Annotated in this window: 8 protein-coding genes; 6 read left to right on the forward strand and 2 right to left on the reverse strand. The window is 66.3% G+C overall.

From position 1 onward, the window contains the following. Positions 1–62 precede the first annotated feature (62 nt). Genes ACFVTD_RS06820 through ACFVTD_RS06830 form a run of 3 tightly spaced genes read left to right on the forward strand, consistent with a single transcriptional unit; the run spans position 63 to position 2,746 of the window. Entirely contained in the window at positions 63–971 is a 909-nt protein-coding gene (locus ACFVTD_RS06820; protein ID WP_387559993.1) for a biotin--[acetyl-CoA-carboxylase] ligase, read from the forward strand. Next, positions 964–1,560 carry a PH domain-containing protein gene (locus tag ACFVTD_RS06825; protein WP_387559996.1) on the forward strand — a complete coding sequence of 199 codons (597 nt, stop codon included), beginning with the start codon at positions 964–966 and terminating at the stop codon, positions 1,558–1,560. The genes ACFVTD_RS06820 and ACFVTD_RS06825 overlap by 8 nt, the downstream gene beginning before the upstream one ends. Continuing rightward, complete coding sequence (locus ACFVTD_RS06830) at positions 1,550–2,746, forward strand: adenylate/guanylate cyclase domain-containing protein (RefSeq protein WP_387559999.1); 1,197 nt, start codon at positions 1,550–1,552, stop codon at positions 2,744–2,746. The genes ACFVTD_RS06825 and ACFVTD_RS06830 overlap by 11 nt, the downstream gene beginning before the upstream one ends. Positions 2,747–3,123: 377 nt before the next feature. Here the strand turns inward: ACFVTD_RS06830 and ACFVTD_RS06835 are convergent, their stop codons facing one another. Continuing rightward, complete coding sequence (locus tag ACFVTD_RS06835; protein WP_387560002.1) at positions 3,124–3,417, reverse strand: hypothetical protein; 294 nt, start codon at positions 3,415–3,417, stop codon at positions 3,124–3,126. 484 nt (positions 3,418–3,901) lie between these two features. Between ACFVTD_RS06835 and ACFVTD_RS06840 the strand changes: the two genes are divergently transcribed. Then, positions 3,902–9,070 carry an Ig-like domain-containing protein gene (locus tag ACFVTD_RS06840; RefSeq protein ID WP_387560005.1) on the forward strand — a complete coding sequence of 1,723 codons (5,169 nt, stop codon included), beginning with the start codon at positions 3,902–3,904 and terminating at the stop codon, positions 9,068–9,070. Positions 9,071–9,415: 345 nt separating this feature from the next. Here ACFVTD_RS06840 and ACFVTD_RS06845 read toward each other — a convergent pair whose 3' ends face one another. Further along, complete coding sequence (locus ACFVTD_RS06845; RefSeq protein WP_387560002.1) at positions 9,416–9,709, reverse strand: hypothetical protein; 294 nt, start codon at positions 9,707–9,709, stop codon at positions 9,416–9,418. 484 nt (positions 9,710–10,193) lie between these two features. Here ACFVTD_RS06845 and ACFVTD_RS06850 point away from each other — a divergent pair, with 484 nt between their 5' ends. Continuing rightward, on the forward strand, positions 10,194–15,329 hold the full coding sequence (locus tag ACFVTD_RS06850; protein ID WP_387560008.1) for an Ig-like domain-containing protein: 5,136 nt from the start codon (positions 10,194–10,196) through the stop codon (positions 15,327–15,329). 76 nt (positions 15,330–15,405) lie between these two features. Then, on the forward strand, positions 15,406–16,377 hold the full coding sequence (locus ACFVTD_RS06855; RefSeq protein WP_387560011.1) for an AAA family ATPase: 972 nt from the start codon (positions 15,406–15,408) through the stop codon (positions 16,375–16,377). Positions 16,378–16,436: the final 59 nt, after the last annotated feature.

Consider the following 16,436-nt stretch of genomic DNA (forward strand, 5'->3'; position numbering starts at 1 on the left):
CAACCCGTTCCGGAACTGCAACCGGCTGGGTACGATCAGGCGCGGATCGGTAGGATCTAGCTATGGACGACGCACATGCACCGGGTACCCCCCTGAACCGAGGGGACCTGGCCGACCAGCGTTTCCTCTCCGCTGCGGGAATACCCCGGATCGACGTGGTGGACTCCACCGGCTCCACCAACGCCGACCTCCTGCGCGGCGTCACCGTGGAGCCTGCGGCCTGGCCCGACCTCTCCGTCCTCACCGCGGAGTACCAGACCGCGGCAAGGGGCCGGCTGGACCGCCGTTGGGAGGCGCCGCCGCTGAGCTCCGTATCGGTCTCCGTGGTCCTGCGGCCGGTGAACGCCGAAGGCAGGCCCCTTCCCACCCAGAGCTACTCGTGGCTTTCCCTGATCGCAGCCCTGGCCCTGCGCGAAACACTCCTGGAAACGGCAGGCATTCCCGCCGAGCTTAAATGGCCCAACGACGTCCTGGTCCGCGGCAGGAAAATCGCCGGCATCCTGGCCCAGCTTGGTCCCATGGTGGACGGCAGCGTGCCCCCCGTCATCCTGGGCACCGGCCTCAATGTCAACCTGCGCGAAGACGAACTTCCGGTCCCCACCGCCACCTCCGTAGCCATCGAGGGTGCCGCCACCACCGACCGCACGGCGCTGCTAAAAAGCTACCTGGCCCACTTTGCGGTCCTGTACCGCAGTTTCTGCAATGCCGACGGCGACCCCGCGGCGGGCATGGCCGGCGGCCCATCGCTGCACAAGCGGGTGGAGGCCGTGATGGTCACCCTGGGAAAGCAGGTGCGCGCGCAGCTTCCCGGCGACCACGAAATCATTGGACACGCCTCCCGCCTGGATGACTACGGCTCCCTCCTGGTGGTGGACCGGGACTCGCATGAGCATGTGGTGACGGCCGGCGACGTGGTGCACCTGCGGCCCTGGTCATCGCCGGACGCGCCGCAGCAGGGTGGTTATGCGTAGGTCCCTTGTTCCAGGGGAGCAGGTCATCGTCACTACCCGCCCGCAGCCGCGGAAGCTTACCGGTGCCGCCGTGGCCTTCGTCCTGGCACCGGCACTGGCCGCCTTCGCCAGCGCCTGGGTTATCCGCGGCGGCGCCGCCCGAGTGGCGCCCGGCCTCGGCCGCCAGTGGACGCCCTGGCTGGTGGGCGCCTGCGTGCTCGCGGCGGCGGCTGTTTGGCTGGGCTACTGCCTGCCGCGGCTCCTTCGCTGGCACGGCACCCGCTACACACTGACCAGCCAGCGGATGGTGGCCCGCTACGGACTGCTGAACCGGCGGGACCAGCAGGTGAACCTGGCATCGGTGCGAAACCTGACGGTCCATGAATCGTTGCTGCAGCGATTGGTGCGGTCCGGGAATATATCCTTGGAAACCGGGCCCCAGGGCATGGTGACCTTTCGCGACGTGCCCGAGGTCGCCCGGTTCCGTGACTTCATCCTCGACGCCATCGGGGAACTGCCGGAGGACAGTGGGGCCCAGCCCGGCGCGACGTATTACCCAGCCGGTGCATTTCCGGAGGACATGAGAGAAGGTGGACGGGATGACCGATGAGGACCAGCAGGAACGCGTCCAGGGCATCGAAGCCGGCGCCTTTGACGCGTCGCCCGGCGCCGGCTCAGCCGACCCCTTCGCCACCGGGCCGGGGGACGCCGCGGAGCTGCCCGGCGTCGACCGCCACCCGCCAACCGGCGCCATGTCCGCGGAACGTTTGGCCATGAAGGCGCTCGAAGCCCGCCTCCTGGGTGGGGAACGCAAGCTCCGCCGTCGTGAAGTTGCGGCCGGCGCCGGCCTCTCGCTGCTTTCTGCCCGCAAGCTCTGGCGCGCCCTGGGATTCCCCAACTTCGGCGACGAGGACGTCGCCTTCACCGAACGCGACCAGGCGGCCCTGTCCACCGTGGTGGACCTGGTCCGCGCCGGCAAGCTCACGGAGGAAGCGGCCATCTCGGTGACCCGCTCAATCGGGCAAATGACCGACCGCATGGTGGTCTGGCAGATCGAAGCGCTGGTGGAGGACATGGTCCACGAGCAGGGCGTCACGGACGCCGTGGCCCGCAAGCGCCTGGTCAACGAACTTCCCGCGCTGGTGGACGCGCTCGAGGAAGTCCTGGTGTACTCCTGGCGCCGCCAGCTCAACGCCGGCGTCCAGCGCCTCGCGGTCCGCGCCGAAGCCGGGCTGCAGGCAAGCGAAGAAGGCCGCGAAGGCGACGAGGACGACGCGCCGCTGCCCCTGGCCCGTGCGGTCGGGTTCGCGGACCTGGTTTCCTACACCAGCCTGTCCCGCCGCATGAACGAAAAGACACTCGCACGGCTGGTCCAGCGCTTCGAAAACAAGTGTGCCGAGATCATCTCCGTGGGCGGCGGCCGGCTGGTCAAAACCGTGGGCGACGAAGTCCTCTACATTGCGGAAACCCCCGCGGCCGGCGCGGAGATTTCCCTGGCGCTGGCCGAAGCCTTCACCGAGGACGAGATCCTGCCGGAGGCCCGGGTGGCCATGGTATGGGGCAGGATCCTGTCCCGCCTGGGCGACATCTACGGCCCCACCGTGAACCTCGCCGCGCGCCTGACCACCCTGGCGGACCCTGGCACCGTCCTGGTGGATTCCATGACGGCTTCTGCCCTGGAACATGACGAACGGTTCGTCATGATTGCGCAGGAACCGGAGAACGTGCGCGGCTTTGGCGAGATCAATCCCGTCCGCCTCACCCGCGGCCGCGGCAAGGGCCTGGTCCTGGACTAGGCTCCGGCAGCTTCGCGTCCCGGCAGGACCGGGCCGGACCGAAAAGAATTTATCCACTTGTTGGCGTATAGCGGTATCGTTGTGGTGCCCGGGGTCCTGTGACGCCGGCTGCAGGCACGAAGCCTAGGATCTACCGGGGGACTTCCACACATGAAACGTCGCGGACAAACGCGCGCCCAGACCCCAGTTTCCGCCGCGCCTCCGTGGCGCCGCCTGTCGCGCTCCCGCTGGTTCACCGGTACGGCGTTTGGTGCTGTGGTGGCTGTGGTGGTGACGGGTGCTGTGTTGTATCCGGGGTTTAAGACCACTGAGGTGGAGTTGAACGATGGTGGTGTGTGGGTTGTTTCGAAGTCGAAGAATGCTGTGGGGCGGTTGAATTATCCGTCGCGGGTGTTGGATGGTGCGGTGACGCCGGCGTCGTCGACGTTTGATGTGTTGCAGCATGCCGGTGAGGTGTTTGTTGATGATGAGACGGGTTCGACGTTGAACCAGGTTTCGCCGGCGAATATGCGCCTGGGTGGGGATAAGCAGTTGCCGGGGGCGGCTGATGTGAGTTTTGGGGCGCGGACGATTTCGGTGACGGATGCGGCGTCGGGGAAGGTGTGGGCGGTGTCGCCGTCCACGGTGAATGGGTTTGATAAGGAAGCTTCGGAGCCGGTGTTGGTCGGCACTGCGGGCGTTGTGTCGGTGGTGGGGTCTGATGACCGGATTTATTCGGCGGATCCGAAGACTGGTGTGGTGACGGTGACGGGGGTTGATGCCGAGGGTGGGGTGGCGTCGTCGGAGTCCAGTACGTGGGATGGGCTTAAGGGTGCCGGGGATTTGCAGATGACGGTGGTGGGGGACCGGCCGGTGGTGTTGGATGCTGCTGCGGGGAGCCTGTTTTTGCCTGGTGGTAAGCGGCTGCAGTTGGAGGATGCGCGGGATGCGAAGCTGCAGCAGGCGGGGCCGGGTAGTGATTTCGTTGCTGTCGCTACGCGGAAGGCGTTGTTGAAGCAGCCGTTGGATGGCGGTACGGCGAAGACTGTGGCGTTTGATGGTGAGGGTGTTCCGGCTGCGCCGGTGCAGTTGGGTGGGTGTGTGCATGCGGCGTGGTCGGGGGCGAATAAGTATGTCCGGGATTGTGCCGATGACGGTGATGATAAGAATGTTGCGGTGCCGAAGGCGAGTGCGTCGCCGTCGTATGTTTTCCGGGTGAACCGGGACCTGGTGGTCCTCAATGATGTGAACTCGGGGAATGTGTGGTTGGTGAACCAGAACATGCAGCTGGTCAACAACTGGGACGACGTCATCCCGCCGCAGCAGACCTCGGACGACGCCGACAAGGACTCCGCCGACGAGGTCCAGCAGACCGTCCTGCCGGACCGCACCAAACCCAACAGCGCCCCTGTGGCCAAACCGGACCAATTCGGCATCCGCGCAGGGAAGACCACCATCCTGCCCGTCCTGGACAACGACTCCGACCCCGACGGCGACGTCCTCACCGTCCGCACCCCCGAAGGGGTCAAAACCGGAGCCGTCTCGCCCATCTACGGCTCCACGGGCCTGCAGGTGGCCGTGCCCGCCGACAAGACCGGCAGCGAAACGTTCAAGTACACCGTGGACGACGGCCGCGGCCTCTCAGCGTCCGCCGACATCACGCTCAACATCATCCCGCCCGGCACCAACACTGCGCCGCGCCAAAAGCCCAACCGGAACACCACGCTGGTGGTCCAGTCCGGCAAGTCGGTCACCCAGAACATCCTTCCCGACTGGATGGACCCAGACGGCGATGACCTCTTCGCCGTCTCCGTGTCCAGCAGCGATCCACTGGACCAGGCCCGGATCCGCCCCGACGGCCAGCTGACCTTCCAGGATTCCGGCGCCGCCCCGGGCCGGAAGGTCCTCACCGTGACGGTCTCGGACGGCCAGTCCACCGCGGAAGGCAAAGTCACCGTGGACGTCAGGAGCCCCGGGGCGCTGCCGCCCATCGCGAACGCCGACCATGTGGTGGCCGTTGCCGGCACGGACACCGTCATCACCCCGCTCAAGAACGATTCGGACCCGCAGGGCGGGACGCTGCGGCTGGCGCAGGCCACCCCTGATGCCGAGACCACGGCAACCCTCAACCCGGACCAGCAGACCTTCACCTTCAACTCCCGGACCCTCGGCGCCCACTACGTCAGCTACCTGGTGACCAACGGACCGGCCAGCGCCCAGCAGCTGGTGCGCGTTGACGTGGTGCCCGGCACCGACGAGGGCGCGCCGGTCGCCGTCCGCGACACCGCGCTGCTCCCCACCGGCGGGGACGTCCTGGTGGACGTCCTGGGCAACGATTCAGACCCCTCGGGCGGCGTGCTGGTGGTGCAGTCAGTGACGGCCGACGCCAGCCTGCCGGTCAGCGTGGCCGTGCTGGACCACTCGGTGGTCAGGATCACCGACATCCGTGCCGAGGGCCAGCTGACGGTCCGGTACACCGTGTCCAACGGCCGGTCATCGGCCACCGGCGAGATCGCGGTCCTGATGGTTCCCGCCCCGGCCAAGCTCCAGGCGCCGCAGGCGAAGCCGGATGAAGCAACGGTCCGGGTCAACGACGTCGTCACCATCCCCGTCCTGGCCAACGACGCCGACCCCAACGGATCAAAGCTCACCCTCCTCCCGGACCTGGCCCAACAGCCCGATGCAGCCGACGGCCGCATGTTCGTGGCGGGAGACCAGCTGCGGTTCGTGGCCGGGCCCGAAGCGAAAACCGTGTACGCCATCTACAAGGTGCAGAACGCCTCCGGCCAGGTGGACTCGCAGCAGGTGACCATCCGCATCCGCGCCCGGGACGATGACCGGAACACCCGGCCCGAGCCCCGCAACCTGACCGCCCGCGTGGTGGCCGGAATGACCGTCAAGGTGCCCGTGCCGCTGGACGGGATCGACGCCGACGGCGACTCCGTCCAACTCATCGGCATCGACAAGGCACCCGCCATGGGAACCGCCGTCGTACGCGATGGCTACCTTGAATTCACGGCCGCCGGCGACGCTGCCGGCACCGACAGTTTCACCTACCGGGTCCGGGACCGGATCGGCGCCGAAAACACCGGGACAGTGATTGTGGGGATCGCCCCGCCGGAGGCCAACAACCAGAAACCCATCGCGGTGGATGACGCCGTGGATGTCCGGCCCGGCCGGAAGGTGGCCGTGGAGGCCCTCGCCAACGATTCAGACCCAGACGGCGACCCGCTCAGCCTGGTTTCCGACGGGTTCGAGGCCAAGCCCGACCTGCAGGTTGAGGCGACGGACGGCGCCAAGGTGTTGTTCACGGCACCGGGCACCGCCGGCAACGAAAGCATCAGCTACCGCATCCAGGACGACAAGAAGGCCGCCGCAAGCGCCGTGATCCGGGTCCGGATCAGCCCGGACGCCGAACTCAAGCGCCCCGTGGCCAAGGACGACCACGTGACGGTGGCCGAAACCCTCGGCAAGAGTGCGGTGGACGTCCCCGTCCTGAAGAACGATTCCGATGCCGACGGCGTGGCCTCCGAGCTTAAGATCAGCCTTCCCGACGGCAACCCGAATGTCCGGCCCGGAGGCTCGGGCAACGTGGTGGTAACGCTGACCCCCGAGGACCAACTCATCCCTTACACGGTGACCGACGTGGATGGCCTCACCTCCACCGCCCTGATGTGGATCCCCGGCCAGGGCGTGCAGTACCCCACCCTTGCCAAGACCGATCCGGTTGAGGTGATGTCCGGCAAGGACGCCACCCTGGACCTGTCCGACTACGTCCGCGTCCGCAACGGCCGCAGCGCCAGGATCACCGTGGCCGACTCCGTCCGAGTCCAGGGCGGGTCACCGGAAGGCATCATCCAGTCCGATGGCAAGGCCCTGCGCTACTCAGCGAAACCTGACTACGTGGGACCGGGCTCCATCACTTTCGAGGTGACGGACGGCTCCGGCCCCGACGACCCCAACGGCCTGAAGGCCACCCTGGTGATCATGACCAAGGTGATCCCGGACCCCAACGCCAACCACCCGCCTACCTTCAGCGGCACCTCCGTGGACGTCCCGAAGGCCGAAACGGCAACGGTTGACCTCGCCGGGCTGGCCAAGGACGTGGACGAACGGGACAAGGACAACCTCCGCTTCGAACTGGACGGGACGCTTCCCGCCGGCTTCAACGCAAAGGTCGACGGCGGCACCCTTGCCATTACTGCGGACGGTTCCCTTGGCATCGGCGTCACCGGAAACATCCAGGTGAAGGTCACCGACGGCAGGTCACCTGCCGTCGGTGCCACCATCACCGCACGCCACGTGGCCTCCAACCGGCCCCTGCCGGTGGCCAACGACGACGCGGTGGACAAGGCCAACGCAGGAAAGACGGAGCAGGTCAACGTCCTGGCCAACGACTTCAACCCCTTCCCGGATACGCCCCTGCGGATCGTGGGCGCAACCGTGGAGACGGGCTCCGCAGCAGGCCAGCCCTCCGTGTCGGGAGACAGCATTACTGTTACTCCGGCTGACGGGTACAAGGGCGTCATGGTGGTCCGCTACACCGTGGCCGACAAGACAGGCGACCTGTCCCGCCAGGTGGACGGCCGCCTGCGGCTCACCGTCCGAGGCAAACCCGACGCGCCCTCTGCCCCCAGCGCCACCGATGTCCGCAGCCGCACCGCCGTGCTCAAGTGGGCGCCGCCGTCGGACAATGGAGCGCCTATCACCGGGTACACCGTCCGTTCAAACAACGGCTTCGAACAGAAGTGCCCCACCACCACCTGCACGTTGAGCGGGCTCACCAACAACGTGAAGTACGTTTTCACGGTGCTGGCCACCAACGAGGTGGGGGACTCGCAGGCTTCGCCGCAGTCCAACGAAATCCGGCCGGACGAGAAGCCCTCACCGCCGGAGGCCCCCACGGTGAAGGCGGGCGACAAGACGATGGCTATCACCTGGCCCGCGGCCAAGACCGAGGGCTCACCGGTGAAGCACTACAACCTGGAGATCTCACCGCCGCCGGCCAGCGGGGTCGCGGTGAAGAACGATGTCGCCGGGCTGAACTATACGTGGACCGGCCTCACCAACGGCGTGAAGTACAAGGTCCGCGCCCAGGCCGTCAACGAACTCGGCCCGTCAGACTGGGGGACGTACTCAGCGGAGGACAATCCCGCCGGTGTCCCGGCTGCACCTGCCGCACCGTCGTCCGCCGTCGCCGCATCCGTCGGCACCCAGAACCAGCTCCGGGTCACCTGGGCCGAACCCAACACCAACGGCGACCCCATCAGCGCCTACTACGTCACCATGAGCGGCGGCAACGCTCCCGCCCAGACGCAGACCGTCCCCGGCAACGTCCGCACCGCCAACTTCACCGCCAACAACTCCGAGGCCGCCTACACCTTCACGGTCCAGGCGGAAAACAAGGCAGGAAAGGGAACCGTCAGTCCGCCGTCGGCACCCCGGCGCGCCACCGGCAAGCTGTCCACTGTTTCCGGCGTCACGGCAACGCCGGCGAACACCGGCGGAGCAGGGCGTGCAGTGACGGTGAACTTCCGCACACTGACCGCCGCGGAACGCAACGGCTCCGCCGAGAACGAGGTCAGCTACACCTACAGCGCAAGCAACGGCGCCCGCGGGCCCATCACGCCCGGCCAGACCCTCGGCGGCTTCACCAACGGCAACGCCGTCAGCATCACCGTGATCGCCAACTCCACGGTGGCACCGAGCTCAGACAGCAGTGCCCCTGCCACCGCCACGCCATTCGGCTCCCCGGGAACCCCCTCGGCTTCCGGCCAAAACGGCGGCGTCAACCAGAAGTCCGCCACCCTGAACTGGTCTTCCCCGTCCACCAGCACCAATGACGTGGCGCAAACCAGGATCAGGATCAACAACGGCGGCTGGGAGAACGTTGCCCCCTCCGGCAGCAGGACGGTCAACACGGCCAACTTTGGCGACACCGTCACCATCGCGGTCCAGACCTTCAACTCCGTCGGCACCGGCAGCGCGGTGGTTACCGCCAGTGCCACCGCCGGCAAGCAGGGACTCTGGGAAACCCGGATCAAGACCTCCGACCCCAACTTCGTCAGGAGCTGCACCTTCACCCTGGGCGGATCGAACTACCGGCCAAGTCCCTACTTCGACTGTGACGGCGTCAACGCGGACAGTCCGCCCTGGTTCTACAAGGCGGACCAGGACCGCATCATGGTGGCCTGCTACATCGACCAGAGTGACAACTGGTCCGGCAACGGCATCGTCCGCTGGTGGCGGGTGGAATTAGGTTCGGCACGCAACGTCGGCCGCTACGTGATAGCCGGGCACACCACGCTTGCCGATCCCGCCGGCCTGGGAGCCCCGCATTGCTAGGCCCCATGCCCGGCCGCAACCCGGGCAGATGTCCCCATCGCGGTGGTTTCCGCCATTCGGTAGGCTTACCCCGGGGAAAAGGAAGCCTGCTGCCTGTCCTGCGACCAGGCCGCCATCTGGCTACACAATCTGAGGGAAAAGTAACGCTGTGACAACTCTGCTGGGGAAGCTCGGGCTGAAAAAGCGACATAAGAAACTCGTCACCGGTACGGCGTTTGGTGCTGTGGTGGCTGTGGTGGTGACGGGTGCTGTGTTGTATCCGGGGTTTAAGACCACTGAGGTGGAGTTGAACGATGGTGGTGTGTGGGTTGTTTCGAAGTCGAAGAATGCTGTGGGGCGGTTGAATTATCCGTCGCGGGTGTTGGATGGTGCGGTGACGCCGGCGTCGTCGACGTTTGATGTGTTGCAGCATGCCGGTGAGGTGTTTGTTGATGATGAGACGGGTTCGACGTTGAACCAGGTTTCGCCGGCGAATATGCGCCTGGGTGGGGATAAGCAGTTGCCGGGGGCGGCTGATGTGAGTTTTGGGGCGCGGACGATTTCGGTGACGGATGCGGCGTCGGGGAAGGTGTGGGCGGTGTCGCCGTCCACGGTGAATGGGTTTGATAAGGAAGCTTCGGAGCCGGTGTTGGTCGGCACTGCGGGCGTTGTGTCGGTGGTGGGGTCTGATGACCGGATTTATTCGGCGGATCCGAAGACTGGTGTGGTGACGGTGACGGGGGTTGATGCCGAGGGTGGGGTGGCGTCGTCGGAGTCCAGTACGTGGGATGGGCTTAAGGGTGCCGGGGATTTGCAGATGACGGTGGTGGGGGACCGGCCGGTGGTGTTGGATGCTGCTGCGGGGAGCCTGTTTTTGCCTGGTGGTAAGCGGCTGCAGTTGGAGGATGCGCGGGATGCGAAGCTGCAGCAGGCGGGGCCGGGTAGTGATTTCGTTGCTGTCGCTACGCGGAAGGCGTTGTTGAAGCAGCCGTTGGATGGCGGTACGGCGAAGACTGTGGCGTTTGATGGTGAGGGTGTTCCGGCTGCGCCGGTGCAGTTGGGTGGGTGTGTGCATGCGGCGTGGTCGGGGGCGAATAAGTATGTCCGGGATTGTGCCGATGACGGTGATGATAAGAATGTTGCGGTGCCGAAGGCGAGTGCGTCGCCGTCGTATGTTTTCCGGGTGAACCGGGACTTGGTGGTCCTCAATGATGTGAACTCGGGGAATGTGTGGTTGGTGAACCAGAACATGCAGCTGGTCAACAACTGGGACGACGTCATCCCGCCCAAGAACCAGTCCGATGACCAGGACCAGGAATCAGCGGACAACAACACCATCAACATCCTGCCGGACCGCACCAAACCGAACCGTCCGCCGGAAACCAAGCCCGACGCCGTCGGCGTGCGCCCAGGCCGCACCACCATCCTGAGCGTCCTGGACAACGACTCCGACCCCGACGGCGACGTCCTCACCGCAGCGGTGGGGGACGCCGGACCCAAATCCGGAACGCTGGAAAGCATCTACGGCGGCACCGCTTTCCAGATCACCGTCCCCGCGGACGCCAAGCCGGGCACCGAGACCTTCAACTACAGTGCCTCGGACGGCCGCGGCCTGTCGGCCACGGGCCAGGTCACGCTCAGCGTGGTGGGGCCGGACGACAACAAGCCGCCCAAATTCAAGCGCGGCGAAGACACCACCATGCTGGTGGAGCAGGGCAAAACCGTCAGCCAGAACATCCTCACCGACTGGATCGATCCCGACGGCGACGACCTGGTCCTGCTGGACGCCAAGGCCGACAACGACCAGGACCAGGTCAAGGTCCGGCGCGACGGCCTGCTGACCTTCCAGGACTCCGGCGCCACCGCCGGTAAGAAGAACGTCCAGGTCACCATCTGGGACGGCCGCGCCACAGTCACCGGCAAGGTGGTAGTTAACGTCCAGCCGCCGGGCGCACTGGCACCGGTGGTCAACGCCGACCACGTCACCGCCGTAGTGGGCCAGGACTTGGTCATCTCGCCGTTGAAGAACGACGTCGACCCCAACGGAGGTGCCCTCCGCCTGGCCCAGGTGGAAGCCAACGGCCCCGCCGAACTGGGCCCCGTCACCGACGGCGGCACCTTCACCTTCCGCAGCAGCACTCCCGGCCCCGTCTACCTGACCTACATCGCCAGCAACGGCCCGCAAAGCAGCCAGGGCCTCATCCGGGTGGACGTGGAATCCGGCAACGACGGCGGCGACCCAGTGGCGGTCCACGACGTTGCCCTGATGCCCACCGGCGGAAGCGTGCTGCTGGACCCCCTGGCCAACGACTCCGACCCCTCCGGCGGAGTCCTGGTGCTGCAGTCCGTAAAACTCCCGGACAATGCGACGGTTTCCGTCAGCGTCATCAACCACAGCGTCCTGCGCATCACGGACATCCTGGGGACCAAGGACCCCATCCTGTTCGAATACACCATGTCCAACGGAAAGAAATCTGCCACCGGCAGTGTTTCCGTGGTGCCGGTCCCGGCGCCCGCCGTGGTGGAAGCACCCCAGCCCAAGCCGGACGAGGTAAACGTCCGCGTCAATGACGTGGTCACCATCCCCGTCCTGGACAACGACACCCACCCGCAAGGGCAGGAACTGACCGTGGACCCCGTGCTCCCGCAGGCGGTGGACCCTGCCGACGGGAAGAGCTTCGTCTCCGAAAACACGCTCCGCTTCATTGCCGGCAGCCAGCCCAAGACCGTGCGTGCCATCTACAACGCCGTGGATCCGCAGGGCCAGAAGAGCGCCGCGGCCGTGACCATCCACATCCTCCCGCTCGAGGGCGCGGAGAACTCCCGGCCGCAGCCGCGCAACCTCACCGCCCGCGTGGTGGCCGCCGGCACGGTCCGGATTCCGGTTCCCCTCGACGGCATCGATCCCGACGGCGACTCCGTGCAGCTGACCGGCATCGACAGCACCCCCGCCATGGGTACCGCCACCGTGGGCAGCAACTTCATCGACTTCACTGCCGCGGGCGACGGTGCAGGAACCGACACCTTCCGCTACAAAGTGGTGGACCGCCAGGGTGCAGTGAACACGGGGACGGTCACGGTGGGCATCGCTCCCCGCGGTGACATGAACCAAAAGCCCACCCCGGTGGACGACGAGGTCCGGGTGCGTCCCGGCCGGCAGATCGCCGTCGACGCCACCGCCAACGACACCGATCCCGACGGCGACCGCATCCGCATCCTGACCGACGGCATCGAGGCCGACCCAGCCCTGCAGGCCACCGTGAGCAAGAACAGCGGCCGCATCATCCTCCTGGCCCCCAACGAGGCCGGCACCGTCAACGTGCGCTACACCATCGCCGACGACCGGGACGCCACCGCCCAGGCCACCATCCGCCTGGTGGTCGACAACGATGTCCCGCTGAAAGCACCGATCGCCCGCGATGACCGGGTGACGTCTGCCCAGGCCATGGGAAAGACCGCCGTGGACGTTCCCGTCCTGAAAAACGACGAGGATCCCGACGGCGTGGGGGAGAACCTCAAGATCAGCACCGAGGCCACCACGGCCCGGCCCGGCGGCAACGGCAATGTCCTGGTGGACCTCACCGAACAGCCCCAGCTCATCCCGTACACCGTGGAAGACGTCGATGGCCAGCAGTCCACCGCCATCATCTGGGTACCGGGGCTTGGCCAGCAGGTTCCCACCCTGGCCAAGGACGAGGTCCTGGAGGTCGTGGCCGGACAGTCCGTGGACGTCGAACTGAAGGAATGGGTCAAGGTCCGGGAAGGACGTTCACCCCGGCTGACCCAGGCGGACCGGATCAAGCTCATTGGTGCCGACGGCGGCGATCCGGTGACGCGTGACGGCACCGGCCTGAAATACACGGCAGGCGCGGATTACGTGGGCCCCGGTTCACTGACCTTCGAGGTGACCGACGGTACCGGGCCGGACGATCCCGCCGGTCTGAAGTCCACCCTCAGTATCCGCACCAAGGTGTTGCCGGACCCGAACAAGAACAACCCGCCGGAGCTGCTTGGCGCCAACGTGGATGTTCCCAAGGGTGACTCGGCCAGCACCGACCTCGGCAAGCTCACCTCAGATCCCGACCAGGACGACGTCGAGAAGATGAAGTACGAACTGGTGGGAGACTCTCCCGGCGGGTTCACTGCACGCATCGAAGGCAAGACGCTGAAGGTATCGGCGGCCGATTCCACGGCCACCGGAACCCGCGCCGCAGTGCAGGTCAAGGCAATCGACCCCCGCGGGCTCGAGGCCACGGCCACTTACCAGCTTGCCGTAACCGCCTCCAACCGGCCCAAACCGGTGGCGAACGACGACGTGCAGGACAATGCCGCCGCCGGCAAACCGGTGACGATCAATGTGCTGGCCAACGACGCCAACCCGTTCCCGGAGACACCGCTGAAGATCATCGCCGCCAACACTGAAACGGGCAGTGGCAACGTGGGCGTCAATGGTGACTCTGTGACCGTAACCCCCGCGCCGGGCTTTACCGGAACCATGGTGGTGGCCTACACGGTGGAGGACAAGACGGGGGATGCGTCCCGGCACGCCACTGCGCGGGTCCGGCTGACCGTCAAGGACAAGCCGGCGGCGCCCACCACGCCGCAGGCGCAGAGTGTGGGCGACCAGACGGCGCTGCTCACCTGGTCGGCACCGGCCGACCGGGGCTCGCCCATCACCAAGTACACCGTGTTCGGGGAGGGCGGATTCCGGCAGGAATGCCCGGCCAACACCTGCACCCTCAATGGCCTGACCAACAACACCACCTACCACTTCCAGGTGACGGCCACCAACGAGTTCGGTGACTCCGACCGGTCGCCGGCGTCCGCCGATGTCCGTCCGGACGTTAAACCGGATACGCCACAGGCTCCGTCGCTGAAGTTCGGCGACAAGCAGCTCACGGTCAACTGGGCCGCGCCGGCCAGCAAGGGGTCCCCGGTCAAGTCCTACGACCTGGAGATCTCGCCGGCGCCCGCTGGCCAAAACGCCCAGATCCAGGGACTGACGTCAGTCAGCTACGTGTGGAAGGGCCTGCAGAACGGCGTGTCCTACAAGGTCCGGGTCCTGGCCCGCAATGACGCCAAGGACCCGTCCGAATGGAGTCCCTATTCCGCGGCCGAGGTGCCCGCCGGAGTCCCCGCCACGCCGACGGCCCCCAGCGTCTCCCAGGCCACGCCGGTTGGTTCGCAGAGCCAGCTGCGCGTCGTGTGGTCGGCGCCCAACAACAACGGCGACGCCGTCTCCTCCTACACCCTGACCACGCTCAGGGGAGGGGCCGCCATTGCCAGCCAGCAGGTAGCCGGCACCTCGCAAAACGTCACCGTGGACAATTCGGAAACGAACTACACCTTCACGGTCTCGGCAACGAACAAGGCCGGAACCAGTGCCACGAGCGCGCAGTCTGCCGCAATTCGGGCAGCTGGAAAGCCTGGCACTGTCAACTCTGGAACGGTGAAGGAGAACGGGACCAGCGGCCAGCTGGACGTGACATTCACGCCGCTGACCGATGCACAGCGCAACGGCTCCACCGCCTCCGAGATTGCGTACTCCTACAACGCCGACGGCAAGACCGGGTCGATCAAGGCCGGGGGAGGAACCATCGGTGGCATGACCAATGGGCGGGACATCACCGTGACCATCATTGCCACGTCCACCAAGAACAATATGGCCGGTGACGCCAAGGCCATCGGCACCGGAAACCCCTACGGTCCTGCCAATGCCCCCAATATCAACGGCGGCACCTCGGCCAAGGGCGATGGACAGGTGCATTGGACCTGGAATGACCCGGCGACGAACGGCAGGCCCCTCAGCTACTACGAGGTGAGCATGGATGGTGGCGGCTGGCAGAACGTCGGCAAGGCAAACAAGTTCGATACCGGAGCCGGCGGGTGGAGTACGAGCCACAGACTGCGGGTCCGTGCCTACACGGTCACCCCGGGCGCCATCGGCGGTCCGGTCACGTCAACGTCCGGCCCGGACAACACACCGCCCCCGCCCACGGACTGGTACGTCACGGCAAGCCCGGTCCGCAGCTGCACGGAGCCCCGTCAGGGGACGGACAGCTACATCGCCGGCAACCCCTCACAGTGCACCGGTGCCGGCAAGTGGCTCGATGCCGGTGCCCCGTCCACGGCGGACCGCTACCAGGTCTGGTACAAGACCTCCAACAACCCCAGCGGCATCTGGTACCACCTGAACTCCGGGATGGCGTCCGGTAACTGGCTCCGCTGCGACACCTCCAACGTGGGCTGCAATCCGCCGAACGGCATGCCAAACCGCTAGCAACCGCATCACCTCTTGTGGGCCCGGGCCTCCGGGCCCACAACGAACTCCGATCCATCAAAAGGAAGCAACTTTCATGACCATGACCATTGAGCAGGCCGAGTGGTTTGCCGACACGTTCGAAAAGCTGGTTGCCAACGTTGGGCAGGCGGTGCTGGGCAAGGAACACGTCATCCGGCTGACCTTTACCGCCATGCTGGCCGAGGGCCACGTCCTGTTCGAGGACGCCCCGGGTACGGGTAAAACCTCCCTGGCCCGCGCCCTGGCCGCCACCGTGCAGGGGTCCAACAACCGCATCCAGTTCACCCCTGACCTGTTGCCCTCCGACGTCACCGGCGTAACCATCTACGACCAGAAGACGCAGAAGTTCGAGTTCCACAAGGGCCCGATCTTCAACAACATTGTCCTGGCCGACGAAATCAACCGCGCCTCGCCCAAGACGCAGTCAGCGCTGCTGGAGGTCATGGAGGAATCAAGGGTCACCGTGGACGGCGTGACCTACTCAGCAGGCCGTCCCTTCATGGTCATGGCCACCCAGAACCCGATCGAGCAGGCCGGAACCTACCGCCTGCCCGAGGCTCAGCTGGACCGCTTCCTGATCAAGACCTCCATCGGCTACCCGGACCACGCTTCCACCGTCCGGCTCCTGGGCGGCAGCAACCTGAAGGACCGGTCCAAGGATCTCTCCGCGGTCATCACCACCCAGGCAGTGGCGGACATGGCGGACCTGGCGGCAACCGCCCACATTGACACCGCAGTGCTGGAATACATTTCCAGGCTGTGCGAGGAAACCCGCAACGCCCCGGAAACCCGGCTGGGAGTCTCCGTCCGTGGCGCCTTGGCCATGGTGCGGGCCGCGAAGGTCTGGGCTGCCTCGCAGGGACGCAACTTCGTCCTGCCGGACGACATCAAGGAACTGGCGTCCGTGGTGTGGACCCACCGGTTCGTGATGGACCCCGAGGCTGAGTTCTCCGGTGCCACCGCTGAGGCCGTACTGACCCGGATCCTCGCCGACGTCGCCGCCCCGCAGCAGCGCACCAACGCCTGATCCGCCAGGCTGCGGCCGAACGCCGCAGCTACCGTCATTCCATCCCAGCGCAACAATGA

Origin of the sequence: Pseudarthrobacter sp. NPDC058119 (assembly GCF_042884655.1) — a bacterium.
Classification (GTDB): domain Bacteria; phylum Actinomycetota; class Actinomycetes; order Actinomycetales; family Micrococcaceae; genus Arthrobacter.

Bases quoted from the DNA above. Each gene is read 5' to 3' on its own strand.
- ACFVTD_RS06820 (WP_387559993.1), top strand. From the start codon at position 63: ATGGACGACGCACATGCACCGGGTACCCCCCTGAACCGAGGGGACCTG.
- ACFVTD_RS06825 (WP_387559996.1), top strand. From the start codon at position 964: ATGCGTAGGTCCCTTGTTCCAGGGGAGCAGGTCATCGTCACTACCCGC.
- ACFVTD_RS06830 (WP_387559999.1), top strand. From the start codon at position 1,550: ATGACCGATGAGGACCAGCAGGAACGCGTCCAGGGCATCGAAGCCGGC.
- ACFVTD_RS06855 (WP_387560011.1), top strand. From the start codon at position 15,406: ATGACCATGACCATTGAGCAGGCCGAGTGGTTTGCCGACACGTTCGAA.